At 55.5% G+C, this 15,591-nt stretch carries 12 protein-coding genes; 6 read left to right on the top strand and 6 right to left on the bottom strand.

Translation table 11 applies throughout. The annotated features are described in order from the left end of the window. Positions 1 to 2: 2 nt before the first annotated feature. The gene (locus ACXADJ_RS04300; RefSeq protein ID WP_051219455.1) at positions 3 to 779 is read left to right on the top strand and encodes an amino acid ABC transporter ATP-binding protein; all 777 of its coding nucleotides are present in this window, start codon (positions 3 to 5) and stop codon (positions 777 to 779) included. A 111-nt stretch (positions 780 to 890) separates the two neighbouring features. On the opposite strand, the gene ACXADJ_RS04295 is transcribed toward ACXADJ_RS04300, so the two are convergent. Both ACXADJ_RS04295 and ACXADJ_RS04290 read right to left on the bottom strand, forming a co-directional pair. Further along, the gene (locus ACXADJ_RS04295; protein ID WP_475063481.1) at positions 891 to 1,892 is read right to left on the bottom strand and encodes a DMT family transporter; all 1,002 of its coding nucleotides are present in this window, start codon (positions 1,890 to 1,892) and stop codon (positions 891 to 893) included. Between the two features lie 318 nt (positions 1,893 to 2,210). After that, positions 2,211 to 3,122: a LysR family transcriptional regulator gene (locus tag ACXADJ_RS04290; protein WP_475063478.1), complete on the bottom strand. Its 912-nt coding sequence runs from the start codon at positions 3,120 to 3,122 to the stop codon at positions 2,211 to 2,213. A 107-nt stretch (positions 3,123 to 3,229) separates the two neighbouring features. Here ACXADJ_RS04290 and ACXADJ_RS04285 point away from each other — a divergent pair, with 107 nt between their 5' ends. Next, the gene (locus tag ACXADJ_RS04285) at positions 3,230 to 4,330 is read left to right on the top strand and encodes an NADH:flavin oxidoreductase/NADH oxidase (protein ID WP_475063476.1); all 1,101 of its coding nucleotides are present in this window, start codon (positions 3,230 to 3,232) and stop codon (positions 4,328 to 4,330) included. A 348-nt stretch (positions 4,331 to 4,678) separates the two neighbouring features. Then, positions 4,679 to 5,530 (top strand): glutathione-dependent disulfide-bond oxidoreductase, encoded by an 852-nt coding sequence (gene yghU / locus ACXADJ_RS04280; RefSeq protein WP_475063474.1) that lies wholly within the window; start codon positions 4,679 to 4,681, stop codon positions 5,528 to 5,530. 69 nt (positions 5,531 to 5,599) lie between these two features. Here yghU and fabG read toward each other — a convergent pair whose 3' ends face one another. Next, entirely contained in the window at positions 5,600 to 6,379 is a 780-nt protein-coding gene (gene fabG / locus ACXADJ_RS04275; protein WP_475063472.1) for a 3-oxoacyl-ACP reductase FabG, read from the bottom strand. 287 nt (positions 6,380 to 6,666) lie between these two features. Here fabG and ACXADJ_RS04270 point away from each other — a divergent pair, with 287 nt between their 5' ends. Then, positions 6,667 to 7,722, top strand: coding sequence for a phosphotransferase enzyme family protein (locus ACXADJ_RS04270; protein ID WP_475063470.1), 1,056 nt, complete (start codon positions 6,667 to 6,669; stop codon positions 7,720 to 7,722). Beyond that, a complete protein-coding gene (locus ACXADJ_RS04265; RefSeq protein WP_475063468.1) occupies positions 7,719 to 9,143 on the top strand; it encodes an aspartate aminotransferase family protein in 1,425 nt (474 codons plus the stop codon). The genes ACXADJ_RS04270 and ACXADJ_RS04265 overlap by 4 nt, the downstream gene beginning before the upstream one ends. A 20-nt stretch (positions 9,144 to 9,163) precedes the next feature. On the opposite strand, the gene ACXADJ_RS04260 is transcribed toward ACXADJ_RS04265, so the two are convergent. Both ACXADJ_RS04260 and ACXADJ_RS04255 read right to left on the bottom strand, forming a co-directional pair. Continuing rightward, the gene (locus ACXADJ_RS04260) at positions 9,164 to 9,652 is read right to left on the bottom strand and encodes a hypothetical protein (RefSeq protein ID WP_475063466.1); all 489 of its coding nucleotides are present in this window, start codon (positions 9,650 to 9,652) and stop codon (positions 9,164 to 9,166) included. 212 nt (positions 9,653 to 9,864) lie between these two features. Then, positions 9,865 to 10,629: a DeoR/GlpR family DNA-binding transcription regulator gene (locus tag ACXADJ_RS04255; protein WP_475063464.1), complete on the bottom strand. Its 765-nt coding sequence runs from the start codon at positions 10,627 to 10,629 to the stop codon at positions 9,865 to 9,867. Positions 10,630 to 10,946: 317 nt separating this feature from the next. Between ACXADJ_RS04255 and ACXADJ_RS04250 the strand changes: the two genes are divergently transcribed. Further along, positions 10,947 to 13,232 carry a methyl-accepting chemotaxis protein gene (locus ACXADJ_RS04250; protein WP_475063462.1) on the top strand — a complete coding sequence of 762 codons (2,286 nt, stop codon included), beginning with the start codon at positions 10,947 to 10,949 and terminating at the stop codon, positions 13,230 to 13,232. A 388-nt stretch (positions 13,233 to 13,620) separates the two neighbouring features. Here ACXADJ_RS04250 and ACXADJ_RS04245 read toward each other — a convergent pair whose 3' ends face one another. Further along, a complete protein-coding gene (locus ACXADJ_RS04245; protein ID WP_475063460.1) occupies positions 13,621 to 15,264 on the bottom strand; it encodes a diacylglycerol kinase family protein in 1,644 nt (547 codons plus the stop codon). Positions 15,265 to 15,591 lie beyond the last annotated feature (327 nt).

Here is a 15,591-nt window from a genome sequence, read left to right as displayed (position 1 = left end):
TTATGACAACTGAACACATTACATCTGCGACAGATGCCAGCCAGGAAGACATCATCACCATCGACAAGATGAACAAGTGGTACGGTGACTTCCATGTACTGAAAGACGTGAGCCTGAAGGTGAAGAAAGGTGAGCGTATCGTGGTATGTGGTCCTTCCGGTTCCGGTAAGTCCACGATGATTCGCTGCATCAACCGTCTGGAAGAATTCCAGAAAGGCCAGATGTTCGTAAACGGCATTGAAATGATCGATGACGTGAAAAACATCGAAGCCATCCGTAAGGACGTGGGTATGGTGTTCCAGCACTTTAACCTGTTCCCACACCTGACCATTCTGGAAAACCTCACCATCGGCCCAATCTGGGTACAGAAGAAACCGAAGGAAGAAGCGGAAGCGACGGCAATGAAGTACCTGGAGCGTGTAAAAATCGCCAACCAGGCACTTAAATATCCAGGCCAGCTTTCCGGTGGTCAGCAGCAGCGTGTTGCCGTAGCTCGCTCGCTGTGTATGAGCCCGGAAATCATGCTGTTCGACGAACCAACGTCTGCACTTGACCCTGAAATGGTTAAGGAAGTACTGGACGTTATGGTTGAGCTGGCTGAAGAAGGTATGACCATGATCTGTGTTACCCACGAAATGGGCTTCGCCAAGAAAGTGGCCGACCGCGTAATCTTCATGGATGGCGGTGAAATTGTTGAAGAAAACACGCCAGATGAGTTCTTCGACAACCCACAAACGGATCGTCTGCAGTTGTTCCTGAGTCAGGTATTGCAACACTGATCAAGGGTTCGTAGCCGCAAGCAGCGGCTTGAGAACAAGAAAAAGCCCCCGACTGGTAACGGTCGGGGGCTTTTTTGATTCCCGGTTCTGAACCTGCAAGGCCAGAACACTCTACTCGTGAGCCGCCAGTGCTTCCTCTTGATCCACCGGCGCTTTCTTTTTGCCAAAGGAAAGCTTCTGAATCACCAGCCCGGCAATGATCAACACTAGCCCAACAAGGGTTGCCATATGCACCGGCTCACCCAGAATCCGGCTGATAAAAATCAATGACAGGAACGGGCTGAGGAAAATCAGCGAACTGATGGCAGCCGTTTGCTTGGTCAGGTTCATGGCGGTTTGCCACAACAGGAAGGTGATCCCCATTTCAAACAGACCAATGTAAACAGAGGCAGCAATGCCTTTGAACAGGTTTGGCTCAATGGCCTCGCCGCCCTCAGCAACCTCTTTCAAAGTACCAACTTCATTGACTGAAAACGGCGCGCCGTCCCATGCAATGGCAATGGCCAACAGCACCGGGATGGCCAGCGTAAAACTGGCCCACAGGCTGATGGCCGGCTCCAATTGCTCACCCCGCTGGGCGGCACGGGTATTCAAAATCCAGTACATGGCCCACAGCAAGGTACTCAGCAGCGCCAAACCAACCCCAGCCAGCGACTCAAACTCCAGCCCAAACACATTGCCCTTGGTAGCAATCACCAGCACACCAAGGTAGGCCAGAATCAGCGCCACAATGTCTCTCGGGAACAGTTTCTGACCGAGAAGAGGCACCGCCAAGACGCTCATGGTAATAGCCCAGGTGTAGTTGATCGCCTGCGCTTGCTGAGCCGGCAAGAGGTTATAGGCTTCGAACAGAATCAGGTAATAGAACACCGGATTGATCAAGGCCTGACGGGCATAAGAGAAACCGTGACTGCGAAACGACGCCAAGGCCATTGAAAGCTGTGAGCGGTGAATCAACACCGCCGACAGCACGCACCAGGAACTGATCACCGCAATGGTCAGCATCCAGCGAGGAGAGAGTTCTTCTAACGCCAGTTTGAACGCGGTCGCCACCGTCGACCAGCAAAGCACTGCCATCAGGGCAAATATAACCGCCCGCTTTTCCGTATTCACAGCCAAACTCCTAAAAGGCACAGCGTCTTCGTTAACGCTGCGCGCACAATTCCTGCTACTGCATCCAGTCGACATTGACCGGCACAGATTCCTGATACCACGGCTCGGTACTCCGTTCCCTTGCTTCCAGTGCCGGGTGGCCTCCAAGGTAAGACACACTCACACAAAACCGGCCTACCGACCAGCAAAAAAGCGGCACCATTTTATTCAGCGCGGCGCTTGGCCTACCGATGGCTAATGTTTGAACATTCACATGAAGGCACTCTTTCAAAGAGCCTGAAAACGAACGACAGTTTCCTGAAAAAATGTAAAAGGCGCTTAATCACAGCTGACACACGGCGGTTTGAAGTAGCCGTCCACTTCACAAAGGGACTGATGCAACGACCCAATTACAAACTCCGCCCGGCGCGATAATGGCCAGTCATTGCGATGAATCAGATAGAGAGAATCCCGCACCACCACAGGCGCCGGCACCACCTGAATACCTTCCTGATTAGCAAACGCCTGGCGGGCATAACGAGGTATTACCGTGAAGCCCAGGCCAAGCACCACCGGCTCCAGGATCAAGGAGATCTGATTGACAAAGCCACGACACGGCAATTGATCCAACGATGGACAACCGGGGAACACACGCGCCAGCAGCCGCGTGGCCATCGCCTTGCCATCAGGGTGGCCGATGTAGCCCAACGCCTGCAGATCTTTCCAGCCGGTCACATCCGCCCCTGCTGGCACTACCAGCTCCAACGGTTCCATGCAGAACAAACGACTTTCCAAACGGCTGTCCTCAGGCTGATAGGGCAACACACCCAGCTCATGGCAGCCATCCACCACCGACTGCTCCACTTCGGCGTCCGGCGCAAAGCGATGATGGATTCGCAGCGACGGTGTCTGAGCTTGCAGACCGATAAGATAACGGTATAAAAGCAAACCCACACTGCCCGGCGTTATCAGCCGCACCTCACCCGCCAATGCTTCATGGTCAGCCATACGGTGCTGCATCCGCTCATGCGCCAGCTGCATGTCTTGCCAGTACTGCAACATCACCTTCCCCGCTGGCGTCAGTTCGACACTGCGCGGACGACGAATCAACAAAATGCCATGCTCATCTTCCAGATGCCGAATGTGCTGACTGACCGCCGCCTGCGTCAGCCCCAGCTGATCGGCCGTACGAGTGAAATTGCCTTCCGATGCCAGAGTGGCGAAAGAACGAAGCCATTGCGGATTAATCATTAGAATCTCTTATAAAAGTTATAAGTCATCGATGGTTCAACTTATCACAAGAACGCCATAGGATCTCCCCATTGATCCACTTTCCGTTATTTCCAAAGGAAACCGACATGAGCGAACTGTTTACACCCTTTACCCTGAAAGACGTCACCTTGCGTAACCGCATTGCGATCCCACCCATGTGTCAGTATCAGGCTGTTGATGGCTACACCAACGACTGGCACCAGGTTCACTACGGCGCGCTGGCCCGTGGCGGTGCTGGTCTGGTGATTGTCGAAGCCACCGGCGTTTCTCCTGACGGTCGTATTACGCCGGGGTGCCTGGGTCTGTGGGAAGACGGCCAGGTAGAAGGCCACCAGCAGATCGTTCGCTCCATCAAGGCAGCCGGAGCCGTACCGGGGATTCAGATTGCCCACGCTGGCCGCAAAGCCAGCGCCAATCGCCCGTGGGAAGGCGACGACCATATTATGGAAGCCTCTGAAGGCGGCTGGGACACCATTTCTCCGTCGGCGGTGGCCTTCAGTGAGCATCTGCCCAAAGTGCCGCAGGAAATGACCCACGACGATATTCAACGGGTCCGGGATGACTTTGTCAGCGCCGCCAAACGTGCGTTAGAAGCTGGCTACGAATGGTTGGAGCTACACTTTGCCCATGGTTATCTGGCGCAAAGCTTTTTCTCGGTACATGCCAATCAGCGCGACGACGAATACGGCGGCTCGATCGACAACCGCAGCCGTTTCCTGCTGGAAACCATGCAAGCAGTACGAGACGTATGGCCGCAGAGCCTGCCTTTCACCGCCCGCTTCGGGGTATTGGAGTTTGATGGTCGTGACGAAGAGACCCTTGCCGAAGCCATTGGCCTGACCCGTCAGTTCAAACAGATTGGTCTGGATATGCTCAGTGTCAGCATGGGATTCAGCACGCCAGATGCGCAGATTCCATGGGGTCCGGCCTTTTTGGGCGACATCGCCAAGCGCGTTCGTGACGAAGCGGAGATCCCGGTGTCTTCTGCATGGGGATTCGATCTGCCAGCCACGGCCGAGGCCATGGTCGCTGAACAGAAACTCGATCTGGTGATGATTGGCCGAGCGCACCTGGCCAATCCACACTGGCCATATTACGCCGCCAAAGAGCTGGGTATCGACAAGCCTTCCTGGGTATTGCCGGCGTCTTATGCTCACTGGCTGGAACGCTACAGCGAAGCCAAATAACCCCAAGGACCATCTGGATAACTCTGCACAGCTCTGCGCGAGTCCTGCAGGTCGTAAGAACAAGGCGGCGAATGCAGCGGAATGGCTGGCCCTTTCCAAATTCGCCAACACCGTTCTAGCGGCCTGCAGGCCGCGCCCGAAGGGGATGGCAGGGCATTGCTGACTCTGTGTCGCTGATTTTTAACTTGACCCGCCAGGCCTGCAAACCAGCTTCGTGACTCAGCTTCGCCCTGTCATCCAGAGCGGGCACCGAGTTATTCAGAGGGTCCTAACCCTCGTGGAAATCACTGTCGCGTCGCCAACAACGCGCAGTGATTTATCATGAAGCAAATTTCAGGGAGCAAGACGATGACAGACAACACCTACACGCCGCCGGCGGTGTGGCAGTGGAACCCGGGTAATGGCGGTAAATTTGCCAACATCAACCGACCAACCGCGGGTGCCACCCACGAGCAAACGCTGCCAACCGGCGAACATGCCTTGCAGCTGTACTCGCTGGCAACGCCAAATGGCCAAAAGGTCACCATCCTGTTGGAAGAGTTGCTGGAAGCCGGTGTTGCCGACGCCGAATACGATGCCTGGCTGGCCAATATTCTGGAGGGCGATCAGTTCAGCTCTGGCTTTGTGGCAGCCAACCCCAACTCAAAAATTCCGGCCTTGATGGATCACAGCACGAACCCTCCACAACGGGTGTTCGAGTCGGGTTCTATCCTGATGTATCTGGCTGAAAAGTTCGGCCGCTTTGTGCCAAACACGGCGGCAGATCGCACAGAATGCTTCAACTGGCTGTTCTGGCAAATGGGTAGTGCGCCGTTTCTGGGCGGCGGATTTGGCCATTTCTATGCCTACGCGCCCGAAAAATACGAATACCCAATCAATCGCTTCACCATGGAGGTGAAACGTCAGCTGGATGTGCTGGACCAGCATTTGGCCACAAACCAATGGATCTGCGGTGACGACTACAGCATTGCCGACATGGCTATTTGGCCCTGGTACGGCGGCCTGGTGCTTGGCCGTTTGTACAATGCTGCCGAGTTTCTCGATGTTTCCAGCTACACCCACGTGGTGCGCTGGGCCAAGGCCATGGACGCCCGCCCGGCAGTAAGACGCGGCGTTCGGGTGAACAAAATCTGGGGCGACGATGCGCCACACATGGCTGAGCGACACAGTGCCGCTGATTTTGATCCATCGGATGATTAGACATCGGAATTGGATGAAACAAGAAGGGAGCCGTCATTCAGCGACTCCCTCTACTTTTGGAACCGGAAGTCAGATATCGCTAAGCGACTCCAGACTTTCCGGCAAAATCTGACCGCCATCCACCACTATTTGCTGGCCGGTGATGTACGAGGCTTCGTCAGACGCAAAAAACAGCGCTGCGTTACCGATGTCTTCCACTGCTCCCAAGCGCTTCAACGGAATCGACGCCGCCATGGTGTCCAGATACTCCTGCCCCAGGTCCTGCAAGCCCTCGGTCATAATGTTGCCCGGCATCACCGCATTGATGGTGGTGTCGTAACGTGCCAGTTCCATGGCAGCGGTTTTCAGGAAGCCCAGCTGTCCGGCTTTTGATGCACCGTAGTGAGCCCAGCCCGGATAACCGGTGATGGGCCCGGTAATCGACGAGGTCACCACCACGCGCCCTTTACCCGCCCGTTCAAACGACGGAATACAGGCTTTTACACACAAGAAGGTGCTTTTGAGGTTGGTCGCCATCACTGAATCCCAGTCATCCGGCTCCATATCAATCAGTTTGATTTGAGGAAAAATACCGGCGTTGGCACAAAGGATATCGACCGGGCCAAACTCCGCTTCGGTGATTTTCACCATGTTCTTCACCGACTGCCAATCGGCCACGTCCGTCTTGCAACACGCCGCTGTGCCCCCTGCTGCCACGATCTCGGCCACCGCGGCCTCAGCATCTGCCATGCCTCTGGCGGCGATCATTACCTTGGCGCCCTGGCGAGCAAACACCGAGGCAATGCCTTTACCAATGCCTTTGGAACCACCCGTAACGATCACTACCCTGTTCTGAATTGACGTTAGCATACGTCCTCCGCTTGAACGGGCTCTCTGGCTACCGCTACCAACCGCTCTGCAATAACTTCGGTAACGTGTCTTCAGAGGTCCCTCTGGATACCGAACCCCGTGTTCGGATTCATTTCAGAATGTGGAATCAGCAACGTCGTTTCAATGAAAAATCTTTCAAGAACCACAAAAACGACATGCCAATATGCCAAAGTTGTCGAACTTGCAAATTACAGATTTCACACTCGGAAGACATACCAAGCCATGACAGGATGGCCCAAACCTCAGCAAAATGGCAGGCAACCAGCATGACCAAGATCTACGATGAGCAGTTTGTGCAACGACTGAAGCACGGTGTCGAATCACTTATCAGTGAATGGGGAGCCAGTCCCAAGGCTCAGGTGAAATTGTTGACCTTATCGGAAAACGCCACATTTATTGTGGAAGATCCAACATTTGAGTCCACTACCACAACAGAAGGCCTGAATCGCTTTATTGTACGGGTGCATCGCCCGGACTATCACAGCGAGGCGGAGATTCGCTCGGAATTGGAATGGATTCAGGCGCTGAAAGCCAGTCAGCTGGTCACCACCCCAGCTCCACTGCCGCGACATAAAGCACCGCCCCACGAAGACCCACTGATCGCTCGCTTTGATGATCACGGCGCCAGCCGCTACGTCGTCGCCTTTGAATTCATGCCAGGCGCTGAGCCAAACCCCAACGACGACCTCACAGCAGGGTTTGAAACCCTGGGTGCCATTTCCGCCCACTTGCATCAACACAGCCGCCATTGGCCGCTGCCAGATGGTTTTGTACGAAAACGTTGGGACTTTGCATCGGCCTTTGGCGACGCGCCTTTATGGGGTGACTGGCAAGCCGCCGCCGGATTGGATCAGGACGGCAAACAGGTGCTGCAACAGCTGCTGGGTGTGCTGCAACAACGTCTGGCTGACTACGGTGACGGAGCCGACCGATTCGGCCTGATTCACACCGACCTTCGATTGGCCAACCTGCTGGTTCAGGAAGATCAATTGGCGGTGATTGATTTTGACGATGCAGGCTTCAGCTGGTTTATGTACGACTTTGCGTCGGCCATCTCGTTTTTTGAAGACTCTCCGCAGGTTCCGCAACTTCAGCAAGCCTGGCTACGCGGCTACCGCCGCGTACGAGAACTGGCGCCAGAGCACGAAGCCATGCTGCCCGACTTCATCATGTTCCGCCGCATGCTGCTTACCGCCTGGGTGGCATCCCATGCCGAAACCGAGACGGCGGCTGAAGCCGGTCATGAGCGCTATACCCAGGGTACAGTGGCACTGGCAAAAGCGTATTTACAGGCACATTCTGCGGAGGTCAGTGAGGCATGATCAACTCTCCCACTTCCAGTGCTTCCAGCACCTGCAACACTGCCGTGAAACAAAGCCATACCCAAAGCCGTAGCCATGACGCCAACAAAGGCATCCTGGACATGAACGCCTTTGATCATCACAGCGCGCAAACCCCGGCGGCAAAACGTCGGCTTGCCAATCAGGGCGCGGCGGCGGTGCTGTTCTACCAGCAACCGATTGAAATGGTGTCTGCCCAAGGGGCCTGGATGCAGGCTGCTGATGGCACCCAATACCTCGACTGCTACAACAACGTACCCTGCATTGGCCACAGCCACCCGGCAGTAACCGAAGCCGTCAGCCAGCAGCTGGGCAAACTCAACACCCACACCCGCTATCTGGTAGATGTGGTCGACGAATATCTGGAAGCTCTGAAAGCACAACTCCCTGCCGAGCTGTCCAACGTGATGCTGACCTGCTCAGGCAGTGAAGCCAACGACCTGGCAATGCGTGTGGCCATGGCCCACAGTGGTGCTCGCGGATTCATCGTTACGGAAGCCGCCTACCATGGCAACACTGCACTGGTAACCGACGTATCGCCTTCTTCGCTGAAACGCGGCCAGCTGCCAGACCATGTGGTAACGGTACCGGCCCCGGCCAAGTCGTATTACGCAGCAGACATTACAGACCCGCAGCAGGCTGAATTGGCCATTCGGCAGGGCTTTGCCCGCGATGTTCAGCTAGCCATCGACACCCTGCAACAGCGCGGTCATGGCGTCGCCGGTTTGCTGGTCGACTCGGTCTTTTCATCCGATGGTATTCACACCGCACCTCAGGGGTTTCTGTCCGATGCCGTGGCCGCCGTCAAACGTGTCGGTGGCTTGTACCTTGCGGACGAAGTTCAGCCGGGCTTTGGGCGGCTTGGTAGCCATTTCTGGGGGTTTCAATTTCACGGCCTGGTACCGGATGTGGTGACCATGGGTAAACCCATGGGCAATGGTTTTCCCATGGCTGCCATGGTGACCCGACCAACTCTGCTGGCCGATTTTTGCCAAACCACCGGCTACTTTAATACCTTCGGCGGTAATCCGGTGGCCTGTGCGGTGGGCTTGGCCGTATTGCAGGTGTTGCGACAGGAAGATCTGTTGGCCAATGCCAGCCAGCGCGGCAAGGAGCTGAAACAGGGACTGGCGCAACTGGCCAGGGAATACCCGGCGTTGGCCGAAGTGCGTGGTCAGGGGCTGTTTATTGGTGTCGATATACAAAACGCAGTCGGTCAGCCCTGCGCCAGTACAACCAAACACTTGATAGAGCAGCTAAAACAACAGAGGGTATTGAGTGGCGCAGCGGGACTGTCAGGTGCAACGCTGAAGCTACGCCCGTCCATGACGTTGAACGACCGTGAGGTAGATTTTTTCCTTACCGCAATGCGAGTCGCGCTGAGAAAATCAACTGTCGACTGAGCAAATAAAATCTGGCGGCGTCACTCGCCGCCAGACTCATTGTCTTCCATCAGCTGCCGTACCAACCGCTGAATGCGCTCGGCATCCGCCAAGCGTAACTCATAGCTTTCATCCTGATTGCGAATGCTCAAAAACTGCTGTTCCCGCACTGCTTCACGGCGTAACGAATAACCCGCCATCGGCCGACCAATGGCCTCGCCGTCGGCTGCCTTCAGCATATGTTCCAGATCCGCATGGAAACTGCGAATGTCTTGAGGTTGTACCTTGATCGGACGATGACCCGCGCCAATATCGATGGCTTTCAGCTGTAACCCTTTACGCGGGTCAACCTGCTCATCATTGCGGTAGAAGAAGTCGGTGACCAGTATTTCACGACCACGTTGTACTTCCCCATTCGGGGCGTTGTAGTCGTAAATACCGAGAGAATAGCTCTGTCCTTGTTGTGCCGTTTGCAGGCCAGAACAACTCGCCAGAGCCACCAGACAAGAAATCAGAAGTGCTTTGTTCATACTCATCCCTGAAATTCGAAAATCCCATCACGGAGGTTCGTTCATGAACATCCGTACAGCCGATCACAAAAGGGGCAGCTCGACCAGCAGTCTTGCTTAATCGGCAACACTCTATCCCCTATGTGGATCAAACGGGCGCATTACCTGCCCGTAACGCGAAATGTATCACAAAACCGCTGTGCAATTTCAAACCAGTTTTCGCTTACCACTCATCAGGGAGCCACTACAAAGTCAGCCCGGCTTTGCTCAATGCGTTGTTGAAGCGGTAATTCGGGCTGCCGATCTGAAATCACACAGTCCAGCTGAGACCAGCCACACCAACGGGCCAGCGCCACTCTGTCGAACTTGGAATGATCGGCCACCAGCACCACCCGGCTACTTTGCTGAACCATGGATTTGTACACTTCGGCAGCATCCATCAAGGCGTCACTGCAGCCATCGACATCCAGCCCAGATGCCCCCAGCACCGCCACATCCGCCTGATATTGACTGACAAAGCGCTGGGTCATGGCCCCATGCGTGGCCGCTTCCCCTTCGTGATAGCTGCCGGGCGCCATGATGATTTCCATGCTGGGGTTGTTGGCCAGCGCTTTGGCAACGCCGAACGCATGAGTAATCACGGTTTTATCATTCAGCTGCCGCGCCATCTGACGGGCAACTTCAGCAGTGGTAGCACCCGAACCCATCATAATGACCCGGGCGTCCTGCAACTGATCCATCGCTGCTTGCGCAATACGGGTGCGCTCAGCCAGATACAGCTTGTGCCGCTCCGACACCACCGGCTCAAGCGCTTGCCTAATCACGGCACCGCCATACGTGCGGCTGATCATGCCCTGTTCCGCCAATTCCTCCAGATCCCGCCGGATAGTTTCGGTGGTCACCGCAAACAACTGTGCCAGCGCATTCACCCTCATGGTCGGTGACACTGCCAGCTGTTCCAGCAACGCAGTTTGGCGTTGTATTTTCTTACGCGACATAATGCCGTTAATCCATTCAATCAGGCCAAAAAAATCAGAGCTCCTAGCTTACACCCTGAGTAGCGCTGAACAACGCTTCTCAGAACACCGCAAAGCATCAACCGGAACAGCGCGCCGGTTAATTTTCATAGCTGCCATTCCTCCCTTTGCTGACACCAGCCCCAAGCTACAAACATCACATGCCGGTTTGTCGCCACCAGCTATGGTCAGTGGCCTATTGTTAGTGGAGCAAAGTGAACTCCGCCGTTTGGCTGACTGAGCTTTTCTGAAAACCCGATCGTCGGATTCAGCGTCAATAAGGTGAGATAGCCCAAACGATGAGTCAGCAGAATACCGTGCCGCGCAGCGCCTCAAAAAACATTCTTTTCCTCAAAGTGTCCATCGCCTCGGCCTTGTGTCTGGGTGTTCTGATGGGCATCACCCTCTGGATCAGTATCGAAACCTCAGTGGCAGCCATTGAAGAAGAAATCGAGCGCGATATCCGCATGGCAGCCTATGAAAAACGTCATCAGCTGGACGCTATTTTCAAAAGCCTTAAAAACCAGGCCATCGCCACCACCAACGTGCCATCAGTCGTAGGGCTGGCGGAAGAATACGATCTGATGGGCGAAGTGCACGAAGGCACGCAGCAAAACGTGCGTGACTATTTGGGCAAGATTCATCAATCCACCGAGGGGGTGTACGAAAACATTTTTATCACCAATGGGCGTTTGATCATCGCCGATGGCATTGGTGGCCTGTCCGAAGACTACATCTTTGAAGAATCCAATCCGATCACCGCACAACTGCTGTCGGATGTTCCACATATGGAAGACACCATGATTTCGCCGATCACCGATCGTCCAATCATCTTTCATACCAGTCCCATCACCGACCGTTTTACCGGCAAATTGATTGGCTCACTGGGTATGCCGATCGATTTGGCTAACGCCTCACAAGAAGCCCTCGGCTCACTGGATGAAGGCGTCATCACCCTATTGTTGAACAAGGACGGCGTGGTGTTCGCCAGCAACCGTGACGACATGATTCTGTCGTTGGATTTCACCAAGCAGGAATCCTCAGCGAAGTTCTTCGCCGATTCACTGAAACAGGAAAACGGTATTGGGCTGCTGGAGCTGGAAGGCAACCTGTACAAAGCCTCCTTTGCCCATTTGGTAGCAGGTGAGCTGACGTTGGTGTTTGCCCTGCCCAAACAGCTGTATCTGGAGACGATTCACCATCTGCAAAACACCCTGCTGCTAGTAGGCGTGATCGGCACCATCACCGCTACGCTGTTGATCAGTGCAGCGCTGTACTTTATTACCCGGCCGCTGCTGGGGCGGCTGTCATACGCCATGGAGACCGCAAGAAACATTGCCGACGGCAAGCTCAACAACCGTATTCGAGTCACCGGCAATGACGAAGGCAGCCAGCTGTTACAGGCGCTGGATGACATGCAAAACGGTCTGGGTGCCACCATTGCCCAAATTGCCAGCAGCACCAACCGGATCTCCAACAACGCCACCAAGCTGAGTAAGCTGGCTGGCAATATGAGCGACGGCGTTCATAACCAGCAGGCGGCCATTTCGGAATCTGTAGACGCTGTTACCAGCATTGGCACCGCGTTTTTGCAGATGCAGGCCGCTACCGTCAAGGCGGCAGAAGCCTCCCGTACCGGCGACGAAGAGTCCCAGCGCAGCAAAGCCAAAGTGGCTGAAAGCATCGACGCCATGCAAAGCCTCAACCAGCTGCTGGACAGCACCTCGACCAAAATGTCGACCCTGGCGTCTGACATCAGCAACATCCACGGCGTGCTGGATGTAATCCGCAGCATTGCCGAACAAACCAACCTGCTGGCCCTGAATGCGGCAATTGAAGCCGCTCGAGCGGGTGAGTCCGGTCGTGGTTTTGCCGTGGTTGCAGACGAGGTACGCTCGCTAGCCAAACGTACGGAAGAATCCACCACCCAGATCACGCAAATTATTTACAAGATTATTGAAGGAACCGAGCAGGCCGTTGAGGCCATGAAAGAGAGCACCAGCAACGCCAATCTGGTACTCGAGATTGGTCGGGAGTCCGGTAAGACTCTGGATATCATCACCGACCTGATGCACCAGATCAGCTACGGCAACCAGCAGATTGCCACCCTGACCAACGAGCAAACCGTTGCCATTCAGAACATCGACATCAACCTGAACAGCATTTTGAATGAAACGGCCAAAGGCCAGCAGGGTTCGGAAATGAATCAGCAGAGCAGCCGTGAGCTGGGCCTGTTGGCACAAGCGCTGGATCAGGCTGTTGGCTATTTTGACCTCAGCACCATCGACAATCTGGATTCGGCTGATGAGCTGGCTCCTGAACAAACCAGCGACCACAACACAGTCACAAACGCCGCCACAAATTCCACGCGAACAGCGCAAAACGGCATGGCTGCCGCGATACCTGTGACCGCAGCCGCCACAACGGCAGGATTGGACGGCATCGAGTCAAGCCCAGCTGAGCCTGAAGCGGAAACAGACTTCAGCACACAGGCGGTTTCAGCGACAAAACAGGCATCGTCCCCTGCACAGTCGGGCAACAGCAATAACGAGGATGACGACGACGAAGACATTACCTTGTTCTAGGGACCCTCTGAATAACTCTGCACAGCTCTCGGCTCTGGCTTCCTGCTTCGCCCTACCTCCTGCATCCATACAGTCGTGCGCGAGTCCTGCAGGTTGTCATTGGCTCACTACAACAACCCCGCGGCGAATGCAGCGGAATGGCTAGACCTTTCCAAATCGGGCCGCGCAGGTTCGCCAACGCTGTTCTGGCGGTATGCAGGCCGCGCCCTACGGAGATGGCAGGGCATTGCTGACTCTGTGTCGCTGATTTTTGACTTGACCCATCAAGCCTGCAAATCAGCTTCGTGATTCAGCGTCGCCCTGTAATCCAGAGCGGGCACCGGGTTTTTCAGAGGGTCCCTAGCCTGTTAGCTGCCTGTTTTTGTCTCTGGGGATTACCCCCAGCCCTTTATGCCTGAGCACTATCCACAGCAGCGGGCGACAGAATATCGAGTGACCTGGCGTGCACGCACAAATCGATTTCCGTGGACGCCAACACTTCGCCATCCAGCACATAGTCCAATGAGCGGCCATCTACCGCGCGCAGCCGAATACGCTCGACCTTGCGATGGTGCACAAACTCAGTGGCCGGTGTATCGGTCAAGCCCGCTATCAGCAGCTGCGCCAGGCTGTGCAGGTTTTCAGACGCCGACTCTCTTGGGTCCAACCAGGTAACATCCAGCAAGCCATCGCTGATGGATGGTTTGCCACCTCCCTGAGCCAGCAAGGCACTGAACGGTGAGGCATTGGCGACGACCAGTGATGAAGTATCAATAGATTCAAAATCGCCGTCGTCAAACGCGACTCGCAACTGCTGAATATCATTTTTCTGCAAGCTGTCCCACAGCCCCTGAAGATAGGCAAACTGCCCGCTCTGATCTTTACGGCCGCGGTCTGCGGCAGAAATCATCGCCTGTTCAAACCCGACCCCCATCGCCAGCAGCATGGTTTGGCCATTGCAATCGGCCACATCCACCGAGCGCACGTTGCCCGCAATAATATGATCACAGGCGGTTTCGACCGGCAGCACTTTGGCTTCAACACCCCACAACGAAAAACACAACGAATTCGATGTCCCCAGGGGCATCATGCCCAATACGGCGTCACTGTCGGCAATCACATCGGCGACTTCGGCCAATGTGCCGTCACCGCCACAGGCAATCACCACATCGGCCTGATCCGCCAGTGCCTTCATGGCCAAATCCCGAGCCGAAATGCGCTCCGTCGTGGTCGTGACGGTCAGTCGGAAGTACTTCTCCAGCCGCTCCAGCACCATGGCCTCGGCGCTGTGCCATTTACCGCCACCGGCCACCGGATTGGCAATAATCCAGGCATGATTAAGAGCCTGAATCGCGCCCTCGCGGCGGTAGCGTTCCAGTGCGCCCAGTTGCGACTCTGAGAGTTTGACCCCCTTGATGTGCTCGGCCATTTGCTCGACCAGCTCGCGGGCGCTTTTTTTCGGGTTCAATGCCAGCAGCTGGGCAACCACCACAAACAGTGCGTTGGAGCTGCCGCGGGCGCTGTGAATCAACACCGGCGTTTCGTTTTTACGATGAGCGTCGAGCCAATTCAGCATTCGACGTAATTGATCTTCTCTGGGAGCTCGTCCCGGCGCGACCGGCACTGCCAGATAGTCCATGTCAGCAGGCTGTCGTAACAAACCCAGCCCCGGAAATTCCGCAGTCACGTCCAGCACCGCCATGACGCCTGAGGCCCGTACACGACGCATATCCATTGGCGTCAGCTCGCAGGCAAAATACAGATATTTGCCGACCCGCTGCACACCATGCCAACGGCGCCACTGGCGATTGACCGCACTGTAGCAATACACCCCGAAGGCCAGCGGCGTACTTGCCAATAACATCGGCAAACGGCAGCGGCCATCCAACCGCTTGCGCCAGCGGTCCGGTTTACCCGCGGCCTGCACTGCCGCCGCCAACATCAAGGACAGCCCTGCCCAAAACAACAATAACGTTGCCAGCCAGCCTTTCGCCAACACGGCAACCACCAGCGTCATAACCGACAACGGAAAATAGTATTGGAACAGGCGCATCATCCCTCCAAGCCAAAAGCTGTTGCTAACCTCCCAACGGCTAACGGGCCGATGGGGTTTCAATGTACATAAACAATGTGAGCAGCAACCCCCTTGTTGGTTCATTCCACCTGGGGACATCTATTTAATCCTGCACGGCTCTCGGCTCGGGCCTCCTGCTTCGCCCTACCTCCTGCACCCATGCAGTCGTGCGCGAGTGTTGCCGTTGTTCAGTGCAAGGCGACGAATGCAGCGAAATGACGAACCTGTCCGGTCGAGTCTTTTCAAGTTCGTCAACACCGCACTGGGCGGCGGCAACCCGCGCCCTGCGGGGGCTGCCGGATGATC

It is taken from the genome of Oceanobacter sp. ABM4_470, from assembly GCF_056158645.1.
This window is presented reverse-complemented; position numbering and strand designations above follow the sequence as displayed.